This window comes from Aeromonas sp. 2692-1, from assembly GCF_013085505.1.
GTDB classification, from domain to species: domain Bacteria; phylum Pseudomonadota; class Gammaproteobacteria; order Enterobacterales; family Aeromonadaceae; genus Aeromonas; species Aeromonas hydrophila.
The window spans coordinates 3,360,896-3,376,170 of the sequence record NZ_CP038513.1 but is presented as its reverse complement, the minus strand read 5'-3'; the positions used below and the strand labels follow the sequence as shown (position 1 = coordinate 3,376,170).

The window sequence follows — 15,275 nt, the reverse complement described above, 5'->3', positions numbered from 1 at the left end:
TATGGAGTGGTTGGGTGATTTGTTTAATGGATTTTTCAGCGACATATATCAACTCGCGGTGCAGTTTGCAGCGTGGATAAGTATTAAGTTGGCTATTCAGTGGGTGGAGTTCAAAATATTCCTGCTCACTTTTTCATGGGATGTTGCCAAACAAATTTTAATTAATTTGCAATTCAGCGATTTGATATCGGCTTCATTTAATAATCTGCCTGCGGAAATGAAAGGGATTCTTTTATATCTACGCCTTGATAAGGGCATTTCGATAATAACTCAGGCTTTTATTGCTCGCTTTTTGCTGAATATGTTTGGGTGGTGATCCATGTCTATCAAAATCCATCACGGTGCGCCGGGCTCTTACAAGTCGTCAGGGGCCATTCATACCGATGTTCTGCCAGCCATCAAGGCGGGCCGCCACATCATCACCAACGTGCGCGGATTCACGGCTGAGCGTTGCAAGGAGGTGCTGGGCAAGGAGGTGCCTGACGAATTCGAAGTGACCTATATCGAGACGGAATCCCAAGAGGGGCGCGATAAGTTGGCCCGCTTTTACCACTGGGCACCCAAGGGCGCTTTCTTCCTGGTCGATGAAGTGCAGCGGGTGTTTCCGCCAGCGTGGCGTCAGAGTGATTTAGATCGGCTCGATTATCCCGGTGGGCCTGATGTGGCCAAGGAAGATGGCAGGCCGGAAACCATTGATGTGGCCTTCGATATGCACCGGCACCATAACTGGGATTTCGTGTTTACCACGCCAAATATCAAGAAGGTGCATCAGGTTATCCGGGCTGCCGCAGAGACCGCGATTCGCCATACCAATATGGCGATATTGGGGATAGGCGGCCGGTATAAGACCGTCCTTCACCTGTCAGATAACTCCGGCTCATCCATGTCCGATGTGCTGCAAGCCAAGCCGTTCAATAAGGTGCCCAAGTATGTTTTCAAGCTTTATGACTCGACTACAACCGGTAAAGTCTCGGATACAATTGCGGGTAGCTCGGTATTACGAGACCCTAAAGTATTGTTTTTTCTGGCGGTGTGGGGACTCTGTTTATTTTTTGGTTTCATCAAGCCTGAATATATTGATGCTCCCGCTAAGGCCGCTGAAACCACTTCTGCCGCTGCTCCGGCTGCTGGGGAGGTGGGTAGTTCGGCCCCTTCTGATGTACGTCCTAGTGGCGCTCCTGCTGCGTCTGCTGCTGGTGTCCTTGCTATAGGGCCGTTTGCGGGCCATCAGCTGATTATCAGCTGCCATATCCTGATAAAGGATCAGCGGGGAGAGTACCGGGTCCAATATTGTTTTTCGCTGCGCAAAGGGGATAACGTGCAGCCGCTCGATGCGGACGATTGGCCCGATGAACTGGCTAGGGTGGATCCAATGAGTGCATGCCATGCGGTGGTGAAGTATCAGGGGCAGCCTGTGGACGTATATTGCGACCCGGAAGGCGATACCTTGCGCCGGAAATACAATGCGGGCCTCTTTGCCGGGGTCAAAAATACAGGGAAACCCAGTGATGACCAGTCATGAAAATGATACCCGGACATAAATACATGCGACCGCGTGACGCGAATGTTTATGTTAAATTGCGGCTCCAATTGCGCCAGTGAACAGGGGCGGGAGCCCCTATAAGCCGCTCCCGTCCGTTGATTTAGCCTCCTGACGTCTCCCGGCGAAACACGCCCATCTGGCCCCGAGCCCGGATCACCCCCTTTCCTGCAAAACCGGTCTTTACTGCCCCAGTTCCAGTGCCCAGCCGAAGGCTATGGGGCACGGTTAGCGCCTTCCTTGGCCTCCTGTCGTAGACAAGCCGCTCTCACAGCGTCAGCTTGTTTTGGGGCTTTCTGTGTGGCTTTGGGGTTGCTTGGCTGCCAAGCCCCCCGGGTAGTAATACGGGGGGAATTCTTCCACCGATGCCAAACCCTGGGCACGCTTCTTTGAAAGCCCAGCCCGCAGGGCTGTTATCTCTTACTTGTGCAATTGACTCCCAGGATCGGCAATGATCAAATCCGCTTATCTGATGTTGTTGGGGGAGGGTACCTGGTGCCAATCTTTGTTCCTGTGTTTATGCTCGCCATGCTGTATGGATTCGTCCGCCTCATCCTTAGCGGGGATCTCTCCGATGATATGCTGACGGTTTGTTATTTCGCTGTGGCGTTCATAACCGCTCCGGTTTTGTTTGGCTGTCTGCTGATGGGGCTTGCTTGGGTTACTGATTGGTCAGAGCAACGGGCACGTGCCAAGCGGATAGCTCGGTGCAAGGCGGCAAAGGCCGCCAAGCTGGCCAATCTCAGTTGATGCCGATAAACCTATTTATCGGCGATAAGTTTTTTGAACATCTCGCCAATCCTCTGGACAAGGATTAGCACCATTGTCGAAGCCAAAGCCATTGCTGCGATGATCGGGTGAACTTCCCATTTAGGTGCGAGATAAGCGAGGGTGGCAGCCAGGCCCCATTGCGCTAGCAATATGAAACCTTCTTTTTTGTTGGAAAACACATACTTGGCATACTTAGACAGCATGTCGACCATCGAGCAATTCCTTCTTTGTTTATGTATTGCAATTTTACCACTTCGGATGGCCTGTTTTGGTTGGGGGCATCTGAGTGCTGACATTTTGTCCAGGCCGCCATGTTACAATGGGACTCACTCTTGGGATAAGGCTTAGAAAATGGTTGATTTTGAATATGGTACTGAAGTGATTGCCGAAGGGCTTTCGCGGGCGATCATGATAGTTCAGGTTGTGAGACCGGATTCGATCGTGTGTTCGTACAAGGTGGGTGATGACCTTCATACGGTTGAGTTGAATCCAAAGTCTTTGCGCTTGGCGACCGCTGATGACAAGCCACAATCAGCACTGCTCATGCCATCACGGTATCGCAATGGCGCATAAAGCAATCAAGGGGCCTCTGGCCCCTTTGTCATGCCCCTAAGCCTGACCGCGCATAATGTATATTATGTTAAATCAGCTATCTTGTTTCCTGTCACCACCTATTGAACTGTGTATAATGGCAACAATTGATCCTATCTCCGACCGGATGTCTTAAGTGGCTGAATTAACATCAGAACAATTAAAACCTGTTTTTGCGATTGAACAGTTTCCTGCCCTCAGCGAACTCGAACCCATTCCCTTTGCCGCCTTGCAACCCAGAGCCATTTCCGCCATCAAGCGTCTCGCCAGCTTTGATGGCGACTGCCCGGTCATGCTGCTCAACGGTTTTCCTGGGGTGGATTATGAAGGCGTTTGCCAGACGCTGATCGCCGCCTCCAACGGCAAGGATGGCGACCTGTTCGATCTCTGCTACACCGAGAATCTGAACAATCCGTTCAAGCCCATCTGGTTGCGCTTGCAACCCGGCACCGGCTTCGAGTTCTGTGAAATGGTCGGCGAATTGCTCAAGCTGATGAGCCATCATCTGGATGCCGAGCGCCTGGTCACCCGCATCATGCGCAAGCAGAACAACGATCCCAAGATCGATGACTTCCTCTCCGATCTGGCGGCGCACGTGGCTCAAGGGCTCGAATTCCAACATCCGGTACTCATCAACCTGCTGATCCACCATGAAGAGCAGGAAGCGCCGGTCATCTATGGACGGGATTTGAACTGGGATACCCTGTTTGGCTCCATCAACTATCAGACCGAGCAAGGTTCGGTTTATGCCAACCAGCACCTGCTGGAACCAGGTCTGCTGCGTCAGGCCAACGGTGGCTATCTTATTTTGCAGCTGGATGAGCTGCTGGATCAGCCCCATCTCTGGTTCAAGCTCAAGAACGCGATGCAAAAAGGCGAGCTGGACTGGAATGCCTATCAGGAAGGCAAGACCCTGACCCCCTTCTTCACCCCGGAAGCCACCCCCATCAAGCTCAAGCTGATCCTGGTCGGCGATCGGTTGGATGTGGCCGAGTTCCAGATGCTGGACCGCGACATGTCCGAGCGCATCTTCCTGCGCGCGGACCTGGTCTCCGAGGTGAACATCGAAGAGGATCTGCCTGATTATCTTCAATATCTGGCCTGGCTGCGCGAGCGCTGGGAGCTGCTGGACTTCACCCCGGCCGCCCTCGCCGCCCTTTGCCGCCACGCCAGTCGGCTGTGCGACCATCAGGAGTGGCTGTCGCTCTCCGAGGTGCAACTTTCTGCCATCATGCGGATGGCTGACAGCCTGGCACGCGAGCTGGAAGCGGACGTCGTCACCGACGAGCACATTCGCGGTGCACTGGAAGAGCAGGATTACCGCCTCAACTATCTGGTCGAACAGTCAGACCAGGGCGTCATCGACGGCCAGATCCTGCTGCAGACCGACGGTGAGGAAGTGGGCCAGATCAACGGCCTCTCTGTTATCCAGGTCTCAGGGCATCCCTATGATTTCGGCGAGCCGGTGCGCCTCACCGCCACAGTGCATCTGGGTGATGGCGATGTGGCGGACATCGAGCGCAAAGCGGAGCTGGCGGGTCATATCCACGCCAAGGCGATGATGATCATCCACGGTTATCTCTCCAACAAGTTCGGTGCCGAGAACCCTTCCCCGCTGTCGGCCAACCTGGTGTTCGAGCAGTCCTATCACGAGATCGATGGTGACAGCGCCTCGTTGACCGGTCTGTGTGCCCTGCTCTCTGCCCTCGCCCGCCAGCCCATCTACCAGCACTTTGCGGTGACCGGCGCGGTCGATCAGTTCGGCAATGTGCAGGCCGTCGGCGGCGTCAACGAGAAGATCGAAGGCTTCTTCCGGGTGTGCAAGATCCACGGTCTCACCGGTAAACAGGGGATCCTGCTGCCCGGCACCAATGCCCAGCAGCTCAACCTGTCCGATGAGGTGATCGCGGCCGTCGAAGCCGGCCAGTTCCATATCCATCCGGTGGATCATGTGGAAGAGGCCATCGAGTTGCTGACTGGTTGTGTTGCCGGTGAGCCGGATATGCCGGATACCCTGTTCGGCCGGATCCAGCAGCGGCTGGATGAGCTCAACGGCACCGACGTCATCAAGGGTGGCGTGCTGCGCCGCCTGCTTGGTCGAGTGTTCGGACGGTGAGAAAAGAAGTGATCGGAGTTGTTTAGCGAACAACTGTACGCTAAATTGGCCCGGCTTTGACCCATTTGAAGGATAAACAGCGTGACCGTAGACAATACCACCATTGATGCCCGCCTTTCCCTGTGTGAACAAGGCAAAGACTCGTTTACCCGTGAAGAGCTGCTCGCCTGCAGCCGTGGCGAACTGTTTGGTGAGGGTAACAGTCAGCTGCCCGCCCCCAACATGTTGATGATGGATCGCATCGTCAAGATCAATGACAACGGTGGTGAGCATGGCAAGGGCGAAATCCTGGCAGAGCTCGATATCACGCCGGATCTCTGGTTCTTCGATTGCCACTTCCCCGGTGATCCGGTCATGCCTGGCTGTCTCGGTCTGGATGCCATGTGGCAACTGGTCGGTTTCTTCCTGGGCTGGAAAGGCGGCCCCGGCAAGGGTCGTGCACTGGGGGTTGGCGAGGTGAAATTCACTGGCCAGATCCTGCCGACCGCCAAGAAAGTGACCTACAAGATCACCTTCAAGCGCGTCATCAACCGCAAGCTGGTGATGGGGATCGCCGATGGCGTGGTGGAAGTGGATGGTCGCCCGATCTACAGCGCAACCGATCTGAAAGTGGGTCTGTTCAAGGACACCACCGCATTCTAAGTGCTGACCCGCAGGTCAAACTGAACAACGTAAAGGGGCCATCATGGCCCCTTTCCTTTTGCAATGAGTGATGAAGTACCGGCTACTTCATGAAGAGGCCTGAGCCCCGCCCTTCCATGGCATCACGCCAACCACCAAGCCAATGCCCACGGGCATCCAGGCATTGATACGGACACGCTTCTTTCTGTTTGCCGACCACGCCAGCCTGATAACCACGAGCACGAGCTCTTTCCAGACGGTCCCGTTTTTGTCTCTTCATCATCTACGACCCTCTTCCGTGGAACAAAAAAAGCGACCAATTTTTCATCGGTCGCTTTCATCTTTACCCCAGGGGGTCGGCAGGGTCAAACAAAAAATTTCATGCTATCCGGTCATTGTGACACAAGACACTGAACCGCATTAATTTTTAGTGACACAACATTTTAGCGCTGGAAACGGCGCAGCCAGGCGAATGGCAGGGCCAGCAGAGTCAACCAGAACAGGCTGCCACCACCGCTGCCGCCATCCTGACCGGTCTGATTGTTGACCGGTGCGTTGGCGACCACATAACCGGCCGGATCGTTGTTCTTGTAGTCGGTTACCACCGGTGCCAGCTTGACGCTGACCACGGTAGCATTGGTGCGGTTGTTCAGATCGCTCTCGCTGTTGTAGCGATAAGCGGTGGCCGCAACGGTACCGTTGCTGCTGATGCCGCTGGCATAGGCGATGTGGTAGTAGTAACCGTTCTGGGTACACTGCTTGGCTCCTGCATCATCCAGACCACAGATGAGATCGTTCAGATACCAGTTGTTGCCGGTCGCCGCGTTGAGCAGGAAACCTTCCTGCATGCGGTTGGTACCGTTGACCACGGGCTGGGTCTGATGGCGGGAATCACGCCAGCCAACCACCATGTTGTGGTTGTTGATGGCGGCCGCTTCAGAGCCGGAGCCGCTGAGCGGCTTGTCCTGCAGGGAGACCACGGCGTTGGTGGTCGGCGTGTTCAGGTTGAACACGAACATCTCGACCGGGCGGTTCTGGCCCTTGTTGATGCGATAGAGCTGGTTGCCGATCACATAACCGTTGTCGTTGACCCCCACGGCCCAGCTGTGTTGCAGCTTGGCGTCATCCTTGCCGGGCTCGCCTTCGGCCAGCGGGATGATCTGGGTAGTGCCAACCTTGCTGCCATCCAGATCCAGTGTCCAGTAAGCGGCCAGGTTGCGACCGTCCAGGTAGTTGGTGCCGATCTCGCCGGTGGAGGAGTACCCTACCCCGTACAGATTGCCGTTGAATTTACCCACTCCGAGCGCGGAGGCGGTCTGCACCACTTCGTTGCGGGCGCGGGCATACTCGTTGGCCTGCAGCAGCTTGTTGAAGGTGCCGGTACTGTTGACCAGCCAGAAGCTGGCCTGGGTGTTGAGGCCCGGGCAGTAGCGGTAATCGCCGTACTGGCCGTCGTTGCCGGCAAAGCACCAGTTGTAGGTTTCGGAGTTGACGGCAATGTTCTTGCCGGTGGCGGCGGTACCGGTCACCAGATACTGGCCGTTGTCCAGCTTCTTGATGCTGGTCGGTACGCTCAGGCTGTGAGTGCCGGCGCCGTCTTTCAGCTCGACGGGGTTGCCCTCCTCGACCACGGCGAAGGCAGTGCGCAGCTTGCCACTCATCTTGTAGCCCGCCCGGGTACCGGGTACGTCGCCCAGCGCGGTCACCAGACCGTCTGTCTCGCCCAGCTGCACGTAACCTACGTTGTTGCGCTGGTCGACCCCGTCGAGGAAGTCACGACGCCACTGATAGGCGAAGTTGCTGTTGTCGTTCCAGAAGGAGTTGCAGACCGAGTTGGAGAGCATGCAGCCCTGCTCGAAACGGAAACGATCGACCAGGAAGTCGGCGAAACGCACGGTCGAGAAGTGCTCGGCCATGTTGTTCTTGGTATTGATCCCGATGAGCCCGTTGCCATCGCCGCTGATCCCGCTGGCGTACCCCTTGTCGGACGCATCGACAATGGTGAAAAAGGGACTTTGTGCCGCCTGGGCATGCAGGCTGGCGCTGACCAGAATGGCCAGCATGGATAATTGCTTTTTCATCTACTTCCTTAGTCCTGATGTTTCAACGCTTCCAACTCCTCCCAACGGGAGAAGGCTTGTTCCAATGCAGCCTCTGCTGCATTCAGGGCATCCAGTTTGGCTTGAGTCTGGTCGCTCGGCAGGGAGAAGAAACCGGGGTGGTTGATCTCGGTCTGCAGGGCATCCAGCTCTGCCTCCAGCTGTTCCAGTCGAGCGGGTAGATTATCCAGCTCCAGCTGCAACTTGTAAGAGAGCTTTTTGGCTTTTGTGGCAGCAGGCGCCGGCGCCACGACAGGCTCTGGCGTTTTGCTCTGCGCCTGTTTGGCGACTTGCTGCGCAGACTGCTGTGCCTGTTGTTGAGCGCGGGTGGCCATCATGTCGGCGTAACCGCCCACATAATCGCTGATCTGCCCGTCCCCTTCAAACAACCAGCAACCGGTCACGGTATTGTCGATGAAACGACGATCGTGGCTCACCAGCAACAGGGTGCCGGGGTAGTCCGCCAGCAGCTCTTCCAGCAATTCCAGCGTTTCGACATCCAGGTCGTTGGTTGGTTCATCGAGGATCAGTAAATTACTGGGCTTCAAGAACAATTTGGCCAACAGTAAACGGTTTTTTTCGCCCCCTGACAAGGCTTTCACCGGGGTGCGTGCCCGTTTTGGTTCAAACAGGAAGTCCTGCAGGTAACCGAGAATGTGGCGGGAGCGGCCGCGCACCATCACTTCCTGCTTGCCCTCCCCGACGTTGTCCACCACCGTCTTCTCGGGATCGAGCTGCTCGCGGTACTGATCGAAGTAGGCCACCTCCAGATTGGTGCCCCCCTTGACCGTGCCACGACTTGGGCTCAACTGGCCAAGCAGCAGCTTGATGAGTGTCGACTTGCCACAGCCGTTGGGGCCGACCAGCGCAATCTTGTCGCCGCGCAGCACCTGCAGATCCAGCCCCTGGAACAGGGTGCGATCACCAAAGTCCAGCCCCAGGCCTTCACTCTCAAATACCAGCTTGCCGGAGCGGCTTGCCTCGTCCAGCTGCAGCTTGGCCTTGCCCTGCAGTTCACGGCGCAGGGTCCGCTCCATCCGCATCGCCTTGAGGGCGCGTACGCGCCCCTCATTACGGGTGCGACGGGCCTTGATCCCCTGGCGTACCCACACCTCTTCCTGGGCCAGCTTGCGATCGAATTCGGCGTTCTTGAGCTCCTCGACCCGCAACCACTCCTCTTTCCCCTGCAGGTACTCGTCGTAGTTGCCGGGCCAGGAGGTGATCACGCCGCGGTCCAGATCGATGATCCGGGTCGCCAGCTTGTGGATGAACTCTCGGTCGTGGGAGATAAAGACGATGGCGCCGCGAAAATCCTTGAGGAACTCTTCCAGCCAGTTGATGGCATCGATGTCCAGGTGGTTGGTCGGTTCGTCCAGCAGCAACAGATCTGGATCGCAGGCCAGCGCGCGGGCCAGTGCCACCTTGCGCAGCCAGCCGCCGGAGAGGCTGTCGAGGGTCACGTCGGGATCCAGACCGAGCAGGGTCAGCACCTGGTTGATGCGGGTCTCGAACTGCCAGCCGTTCTGGTAGTCGAGCTGCTCCTGCAGCTGGCTCATCTTGCGGATGTTGGCATCGGAGGCATCGTGTGCCAGTTCCATGGAGATATGGTGATACTGCTTGAGCAGCTCCCCTACCCCGGCCAGCCCTTCGGCGGCGTAGTCAAACACGGTGAGCTCGCTCGACGCGGGGGGATCCTGCTCGAGACGGGTCACTTTCAAATCTTGTTGCAGCACCAGACGGCCGTCATCGAGCGGCAGTTCGCCGGCGATCACCTTCATCAGGGTGGACTTGCCCGCCCCGTTGCGCCCCACTAGGCAGAGGCGCTCGCCCCGCTCGATGGTGAGCTCGGCCTGATCGAGCAGCGGAAAATCACTGAACGACAACGACGCGCCGTGCAATGTCAAAAGAGCCATTCTTGTTCCTTATTGCTAATGAAAAAACGGGTGGCAGACTGGATCTCCCCCCGTTTCATCGTCAAATCGCCCGCTCACCCCTACCTGGCAAGCCACGCTTGCAGCTCAGCCAGGGTGAAGGGCCAACCCAGTTCACGCCCCGCCTCATCGCGCAGTACCGGAATGTGCACCCGATAGGTTGCCAGCCACTGCTCATCATCCATGATGTCGCACTGGCGAGTATCGGCCGCAAGACCAGCCTGCTCCACCAGCGCCCACGCCTGTTCGCACAGGTGGCAACCGTCGGTATGAAACAGGGTCAGCATCAGGCCTCAGCCTCCGCATGGGTGATGATCCAGCAGTTGTGGATATGCTGGTTGCGCTCGAAATCCTTGGGTCGAGTCTTGCCGGTGATGTTCTGGGCCTTGAGACCGATGGCCTCGAGACCGGCCAGATCCATCTTGAAGTGGCGCTTGTTGTTGGAGAACACCAGGGTGCCACCCGCGGCCAGCAGCCGCTTCAGGTGCTGCATCAGCAGCAGATGATCGCGCTGCACGTCGAAGCTCTCGTCCATCCGCTTGGAGTTGGAGAAAGTGGGCGGATCAATGAAGATGAGGTCGTACTGCTCGTCCGCCTCGGAGAGCCACTTCAGGCAGTCGGCCTGCACGAACTTGTGCTCTCGGCCCACCAGCGAGTTGAGGCGCATGTTGTCTTGTGCCCAGTTGAGGTAGGTGCGCGACATGTCCACCGTGGTGGTCTCGCTGGCACCACCCAACCCCGCGTGCACGGTGGCACTGCCGGTGTAGGCAAAGAGGTTCAGGAAGCGCTTGCCCTTGGCCATCTGACCCAGCATGCGACGGGTCTGACGGTGGTCGAGGAACAGACCGGTGTCGAGATAGTCATAGAGGTTGACCCACAGACGGGCACCGTACTCCTGCACTTCCATCCGGTGCTGCTCTTCGGAGAGCTTCTGGTACTGCTGTTTGCCTTCCTGACGTTCGCGCACTTTCAGGATCACCTTCTCGCCGTCCATGCCGGTCACCTTGATGGCGGCCTGTACCATGTCGAGCAGACGCTGGCGGGTCTTCTGGGCGGGAATGTCCTTGGGCGCCGCGTACTCCTGCACCACCAGATAGTCCTGATAACGGTCGATGGCGGCGTTGTATTCCGGCAGATCGGCATCGTAAAGGCGATAGCAGTCGAGGTTCTCTTTCTGTGCCCACTTCTCCAGGGTCTTCAAATTCTTGCGCAGACGGTTGGCAAAGTCCTGCGCCACCTCTTTCTGGGAAGCAACGGAGTCCTGTGCAATCTGGTAGTTGCGCAGCTGACACTCGAGGGCGCCGTTGAACAGGCGGTATTGCTTGTCGGCGCGCAGACGCAGGCAGCTCAAGAGTTCGGGGGATGCGGAAAGAATGGAGACTTTCCAGCCCTGGAAGCTGCGACGCAGGGCATCGCCGAGCGCCTGGTGGACTTCCAGCAGTGCCGGGAACTCGCCAAGACGCTCGCCATAGGGGGGGTTGGAGATCAGCATGCCGACCTGACGGGCCTCCCCTTCCACTGCCGGCATCGGCAGCGGGTTTTCCAGCGCAGTGACATCGGCCTGTTTGAAGGTGATGAGATGGGCCACGCCGGCGGCTTTGGCGTTGTCGCGGGCTTTGAGCAGCACGCGGCTGTCGGCATCGCAACCAAACAGCTTCACCTCGCAGCGCTGCATGCCGCGCTTGGCCCGTACTTGCGCCTCCATCAGCAGGCTCTGCCACAGCTCGCTATCGTGCTGCAGCCAACGATCGAACCCGAAGCGCTCGCGGCGCAGGGCCGGTGCCATGTCGGCGGCGATAAAGGCAGCTTCCACCAGCAGCGTACCGGAACCACACATGGGGTCCATCATGGGCTCGCCGGCCCAGCCGCTACGGGCAATCATGGCGGCGGCCAGGTTCTCTTTGAGCGGCGCTTCGCCGGTGCCCTGACGGTAGAAACGCTGGTGCAGCGCGGGGCCTGACAAGTCCAGCGTGATATTGGCCTTGCCCTTGCCCAGGTGCGCCATGATGCGAATGTCCGGCGACTTCTTGTCCACGTCAGGACGCACATGACCGCGCTTGGTAAAGCGATCGACGATGGCATCCTTGATCTTCAGGGCACCGTACTGGGTATTGCGAATGGCCGGATTGGTACCGGTAAAATCCACGGCAATGGTGGAGGTACCGGAGAAGTGCTCTTCCCAGGGAATGGTGTGAGCACCCAGATAGAGATCCAGGTCGTCATTCATCTGGAATTCGGACAGCACCAGCACGATGCGGGAGGCGAAACGACTCCACAGACAGGCCTTGTAGCCAATGGCCGGTTCGCCTTTGAAATGCACGCCAGCCACGGTCTCACGGACCTGCTCTGCGCCCAGGTTGGTCAGCTCGACGGCCAACAGGTTTTCCAGCCCTTTGGGGCAGGTTGCAAAAAATTCTTTCATCACGCTCACGGAGAACCCATAAAAATAGTGCCGCATTATACCTTAAGCCGCGATCCGGAGCAGCAAAAGCTTGCCAGTGACGGCATAAACAGAAGGCATCTGACATGCGCCGCCTCCTCCCTTTGGCCGTTCTGGCGAGGCATGCGCGCAGGAAGGATCTGACGAATAAAAAATGTACGGGCTGCTCAGCGCAGTTCAAACAATAACCTAGTTTGCTCGGGCATCTCTCATTGGCACGGTATTACCTTGCTGAGGCAGCAACCATATATGACATGGCCATGGTCAGGAATAGGTGAGCTATCCCGCTGCCATATCTGACAGGCGTCAAACAAGACTCAACTCGTTATTATTCCCACGACAGAGCAAGTCCTTTCTGTAAACCCCGTGTTTGGCTCTCCCGTTATCGTCCGTAAACGGGAGGGCTATTTTTTTCCTCCTCTCTCTGTTCATATCGCTATTGTCCGACTGTCACATCTATCAGGTTTCAAGAGAAACTACAGGATTTAGAATAATCCCGTGTTGTTGATACAACCGCTTATTCCTCCTGTAGTGTGTGTTTGCCGCCCTCTTATCAAATTGATCGGAGGGCATTTTTATCTGATGCCTATGAAACGCCAAAATCTGCGTTATACACGCTTTCATGATCATCCATTCGCAGCGGTTCAATGTGGCGCTAGTCCAATGTAAAAGACCCGCTTGATGCGGGTCTTCGCAATTAGCATGACAACATTAAATTGCCCAGCGCAAACCAAATGAGGTCACAGCCACATGTTTGCGACCAGGAACATTGTTCATCTTGGGCGCATACCCAATTTCCAAGGCGACATTTTTATAGCCCAGACTGACAATGGGCAGCATGGCGAAGCCATTGACTCCTGATCCATCGAGATAGCCAGCCTGCAAGCCCAAGCCGGCAAAAACACTCTCGGTGAGATACCACTCCTTGCGATACATAAAGCCGGCATAGGCGGCAAATTTCTCATAGGAGTCTTCATAACCACCGCCACGCAGCGAAAGCTTGCCGGTCTCCTGATTCCCCAAAAATGCCCAGTCTACCCCCAACCCCGGATTGATATTGTTAAAGTCACAGGTCTTGCCATGTGGGCCTTTGGCCTTCTCACATCCACTGTGTATGGATGCTCCGTAGACGAGAACCGATATATCTTCTGTCGCTGATGTGGTCAGAGGCAGAAGAAACAGACTACTGGTCAGTAGATACTTGTTTATTTTCATGAGTCATTTCCTTGATCATGCTACTTACACGTATCAACCAGATACACGCACATTATTACACTCGCATTTTGAGATTACGGAGTTTGCAGGAAAGCCTCAAGTGGCACAGTTCACGTTTTCAAGGATAGCGTCCGGCAGCAATAAAAAATAATCGCCCACCGTGAGGGGGAAATTCAGATTGGATTCAGAATAGCATGTTAAAAGGTGACATCTGGCTAATTTTAGCCCAGTTGCCATATGGTCATAAAACAGCCACAGTTGAAAAAGATCAACTCACCTGGCGATATTGCGCCTGTGCCACCGGCCTTGGGCTCATGCGATTGTTCATCACCTTGATAACGCCAAAACGTGGCAAGGTCTTGCTGGTGGTCAATATGAGATCGTCAGTCAGGTTCAAACAGACGCTGGCCTGTTCACCTGCTTCGATCACCAGAAACTCCCCTTTGCCGTGAGGAGTGCCCATGCACACCAGCGCACCGGTTTCGGGAATAATGGCGGGGTGGGTTTCCCCAAAGAACCAGCTTTGTGGCATCAGGGGTTTGTAAAAGCGGCTGACAGCGATGGCATTGAGTACCAGCTGAACCTGATGCGGTACGCTCCACTCCAGTTCGGCAACCCTGTCCATCAGCTGATAATAGAGCGCCGCATCATCCACGCAAAAAGGCTGGGTGGTGAAGGAACATGGGACAAGCTGTCGCCCTTTATATTCGGTGGCGAAGATCATGCGATCGGATAAATCCAGCATCAGACGATCATCATGAGCATCATAATGCCACTGCCAATTGTCATTGGGTTGGATACACATGCAGGTGCCCTTACTGAAAGTCGTTACTCGACTTTATTCCATGTCGAGAATTTCAGCAACTTTAAATAAAGGGCACCGATTTATTTCTTATATATGGGTCACAATCTCTTTGACCAGATCCGGCCCCTTATAAATAAAGCCGCTGTAAATCTGGACCAGACTGGCACCCGCTGCCAGCTTCTCGCGGGCCGCCATGGCACTGTCGATGCCACCAACGCCAATAATGGGCAGCGCACCATCCAGTGCCTTGGCCAGCAGGCGGATCACTTCGGTGCTCTTGTGCTGCAAGGGACGACCGCTGAGGCCACCCGCTTCAGCGGCATGGGGCATGTCATAAATCATGTCGCGCTCAAGGGTGGTATTGGTGGCAATCACCCCATCAATGCCATTTTTTATCAGAGACGCGGCCACCTGATTAATTTCATCCGGAGTCAAATCCGGCGCAATTTTAACGGCCAGTGGCACGTATTTCTTATATTGCGCGGCCAGCTCCTGCTGACGAACCTTGAGGGCGGCCAACAGTTCATCCAGCGCATCGCCATATTGCAGTGAACGCAACCCCGGCGTATTGGGGGAAGAGATATTGACGGCAATATAACCGGCATGGTCATACACCTTGTCCATGCAGATCAGGTAATCATCCTTGCCCTGCTCGATGGGGGTGTCCTTGTTCTTGCCGATATTGATGCCGATCACCCCCTGATATTTGGCCTTCTTGACCTGGGCAACCAGGTGGTCGACCCCTTTGTTGTTGAAGCCCATCCGGTTGATGATCCCCTCTGCCGGAATAACCCGGAACAGACGCGGCTTGTCATTGCCGCTCTGGGGTCTGGGGGTGACGGTACCGACCTCGATAAAACCGAATCCCATGGCCCCGAAGGCATCGATACACTCGCCATCCTTGTCCAGACCGGCCGCCAGACCCACCGGATTGGCAAAAGAAAGCCCCATGACAGTGACGGGGCGTTTGGGCAAGGAGTGGCGGAAGAAACAATCAAGCGGCGTACCGAGAAGGCGGGGCAAATATTTGATGGAGAGATCGTGTGCCTGTTCCGGGTTGAGCTTGAACAGGAAATGCCTAGCGAGAGGGTACAGCATGTTTGCTCCTTAAAAAAAGCCCCGGCAACTGGCCGGGGCTTTGGGTGT

15 protein-coding genes are annotated in these 15,275 nt (G+C 56.1%); 6 read left to right on the top strand and 9 right to left on the bottom strand.

The window, feature by feature from the left end:
- Window position 1 precedes the first annotated feature (1 nt).
- From E5E97_RS15915 to E5E97_RS15905, 3 genes are all read left to right on the top strand, one after another.
- Entirely contained in the window at window positions 2–316 is a 315-nt protein-coding gene (locus tag E5E97_RS15915) for a DUF2523 family protein (protein ID WP_139397650.1), read from the top strand.
- Between the two features lie 3 nt (window positions 317–319).
- Window positions 320–1,522, top strand: coding sequence for a zonular occludens toxin family protein (locus E5E97_RS15910; protein WP_171280546.1), 1,203 nt, complete (start codon window positions 320–322; stop codon window positions 1,520–1,522).
- Window positions 1,523–2,035: 513 nt separating this feature from the next.
- On the top strand, window positions 2,036–2,290 hold the full coding sequence (locus E5E97_RS15905; protein WP_171280545.1) for a hypothetical protein: 255 nt from the start codon (window positions 2,036–2,038) through the stop codon (window positions 2,288–2,290).
- An 11-nt stretch (window positions 2,291–2,301) separates the two neighbouring features.
- Here E5E97_RS15905 and E5E97_RS15900 read toward each other — a convergent pair whose 3' ends face one another.
- Entirely contained in the window at window positions 2,302–2,523 is a 222-nt protein-coding gene (locus tag E5E97_RS15900) for a hypothetical protein (RefSeq protein ID WP_171280544.1), read from the bottom strand.
- A gap of 139 nt (window positions 2,524–2,662) precedes the next feature.
- Between E5E97_RS15900 and E5E97_RS15895 the strand changes: the two genes are divergently transcribed.
- The 3 genes from E5E97_RS15895 (at window position 2,663) to fabA (ending at window position 5,660) form a co-directional block, all read left to right on the top strand.
- The gene (locus E5E97_RS15895; protein WP_171280543.1) at window positions 2,663–2,884 is read left to right on the top strand and encodes a hypothetical protein; all 222 of its coding nucleotides are present in this window, start codon (window positions 2,663–2,665) and stop codon (window positions 2,882–2,884) included.
- Window positions 2,885–3,038: 154 nt separating this feature from the next.
- Window positions 3,039–5,018 carry a Lon protease family protein gene (locus tag E5E97_RS15890; protein WP_118881242.1) on the top strand — a complete coding sequence of 660 codons (1,980 nt, stop codon included), beginning with the start codon at window positions 3,039–3,041 and terminating at the stop codon, window positions 5,016–5,018.
- Between the two features lie 81 nt (window positions 5,019–5,099).
- Window positions 5,100–5,660, top strand: coding sequence for a 3-hydroxyacyl-[acyl-carrier-protein] dehydratase FabA (gene fabA / locus E5E97_RS15885; protein ID WP_016350690.1), 561 nt, complete (start codon window positions 5,100–5,102; stop codon window positions 5,658–5,660).
- 82 nt (window positions 5,661–5,742) lie between these two features.
- Here the strand turns inward: fabA and rmf are convergent, their stop codons facing one another.
- The 8 genes from rmf to pyrD all read right to left on the bottom strand — a co-directional run bounded on the left by rmf (window position 5,743) and on the right by pyrD (window position 15,227).
- On the bottom strand, window positions 5,743–5,919 hold the full coding sequence (gene rmf / locus E5E97_RS15880) for a ribosome modulation factor (RefSeq protein WP_010674759.1): 177 nt from the start codon (window positions 5,917–5,919) through the stop codon (window positions 5,743–5,745).
- A gap of 163 nt (window positions 5,920–6,082) precedes the next feature.
- Complete coding sequence (locus E5E97_RS15875; protein ID WP_029303051.1) at window positions 6,083–7,720, bottom strand: DUF3466 family protein; 1,638 nt, start codon at window positions 7,718–7,720, stop codon at window positions 6,083–6,085.
- Between the two features lie 8 nt (window positions 7,721–7,728).
- Window positions 7,729–9,651 (bottom strand): ABC transporter ATP-binding protein, encoded by a 1,923-nt coding sequence (locus E5E97_RS15870; protein ID WP_118881243.1) that lies wholly within the window; start codon window positions 9,649–9,651, stop codon window positions 7,729–7,731.
- An 80-nt stretch (window positions 9,652–9,731) separates the two neighbouring features.
- The gene (locus E5E97_RS15865) at window positions 9,732–9,956 is read right to left on the bottom strand and encodes a glutaredoxin family protein (RefSeq protein ID WP_171280542.1); all 225 of its coding nucleotides are present in this window, start codon (window positions 9,954–9,956) and stop codon (window positions 9,732–9,734) included.
- Window positions 9,956–12,127 (bottom strand): bifunctional 23S rRNA (guanine(2069)-N(7))-methyltransferase RlmK/23S rRNA (guanine(2445)-N(2))-methyltransferase RlmL, encoded by a 2,172-nt coding sequence (rlmKL, locus tag E5E97_RS15860; protein WP_171280541.1) that lies wholly within the window; start codon window positions 12,125–12,127, stop codon window positions 9,956–9,958. Before rlmKL ends, E5E97_RS15865 begins: the two co-directional genes overlap by 1 nt.
- A gap of 693 nt (window positions 12,128–12,820) precedes the next feature.
- The gene (locus E5E97_RS15855; protein WP_024945229.1) at window positions 12,821–13,324 is read right to left on the bottom strand and encodes a hypothetical protein; all 504 of its coding nucleotides are present in this window, start codon (window positions 13,322–13,324) and stop codon (window positions 12,821–12,823) included.
- Window positions 13,325–13,592: 268 nt separating this feature from the next.
- The gene (locus tag E5E97_RS15850) at window positions 13,593–14,129 is read right to left on the bottom strand and encodes a cell division protein ZapC (RefSeq protein ID WP_029303055.1); all 537 of its coding nucleotides are present in this window, start codon (window positions 14,127–14,129) and stop codon (window positions 13,593–13,595) included.
- 87 nt (window positions 14,130–14,216) lie between these two features.
- Window positions 14,217–15,227: a quinone-dependent dihydroorotate dehydrogenase gene (pyrD, locus tag E5E97_RS15845; RefSeq protein ID WP_113995028.1), complete on the bottom strand. Its 1,011-nt coding sequence runs from the start codon at window positions 15,225–15,227 to the stop codon at window positions 14,217–14,219.
- Window positions 15,228–15,275: the final 48 nt, after the last annotated feature.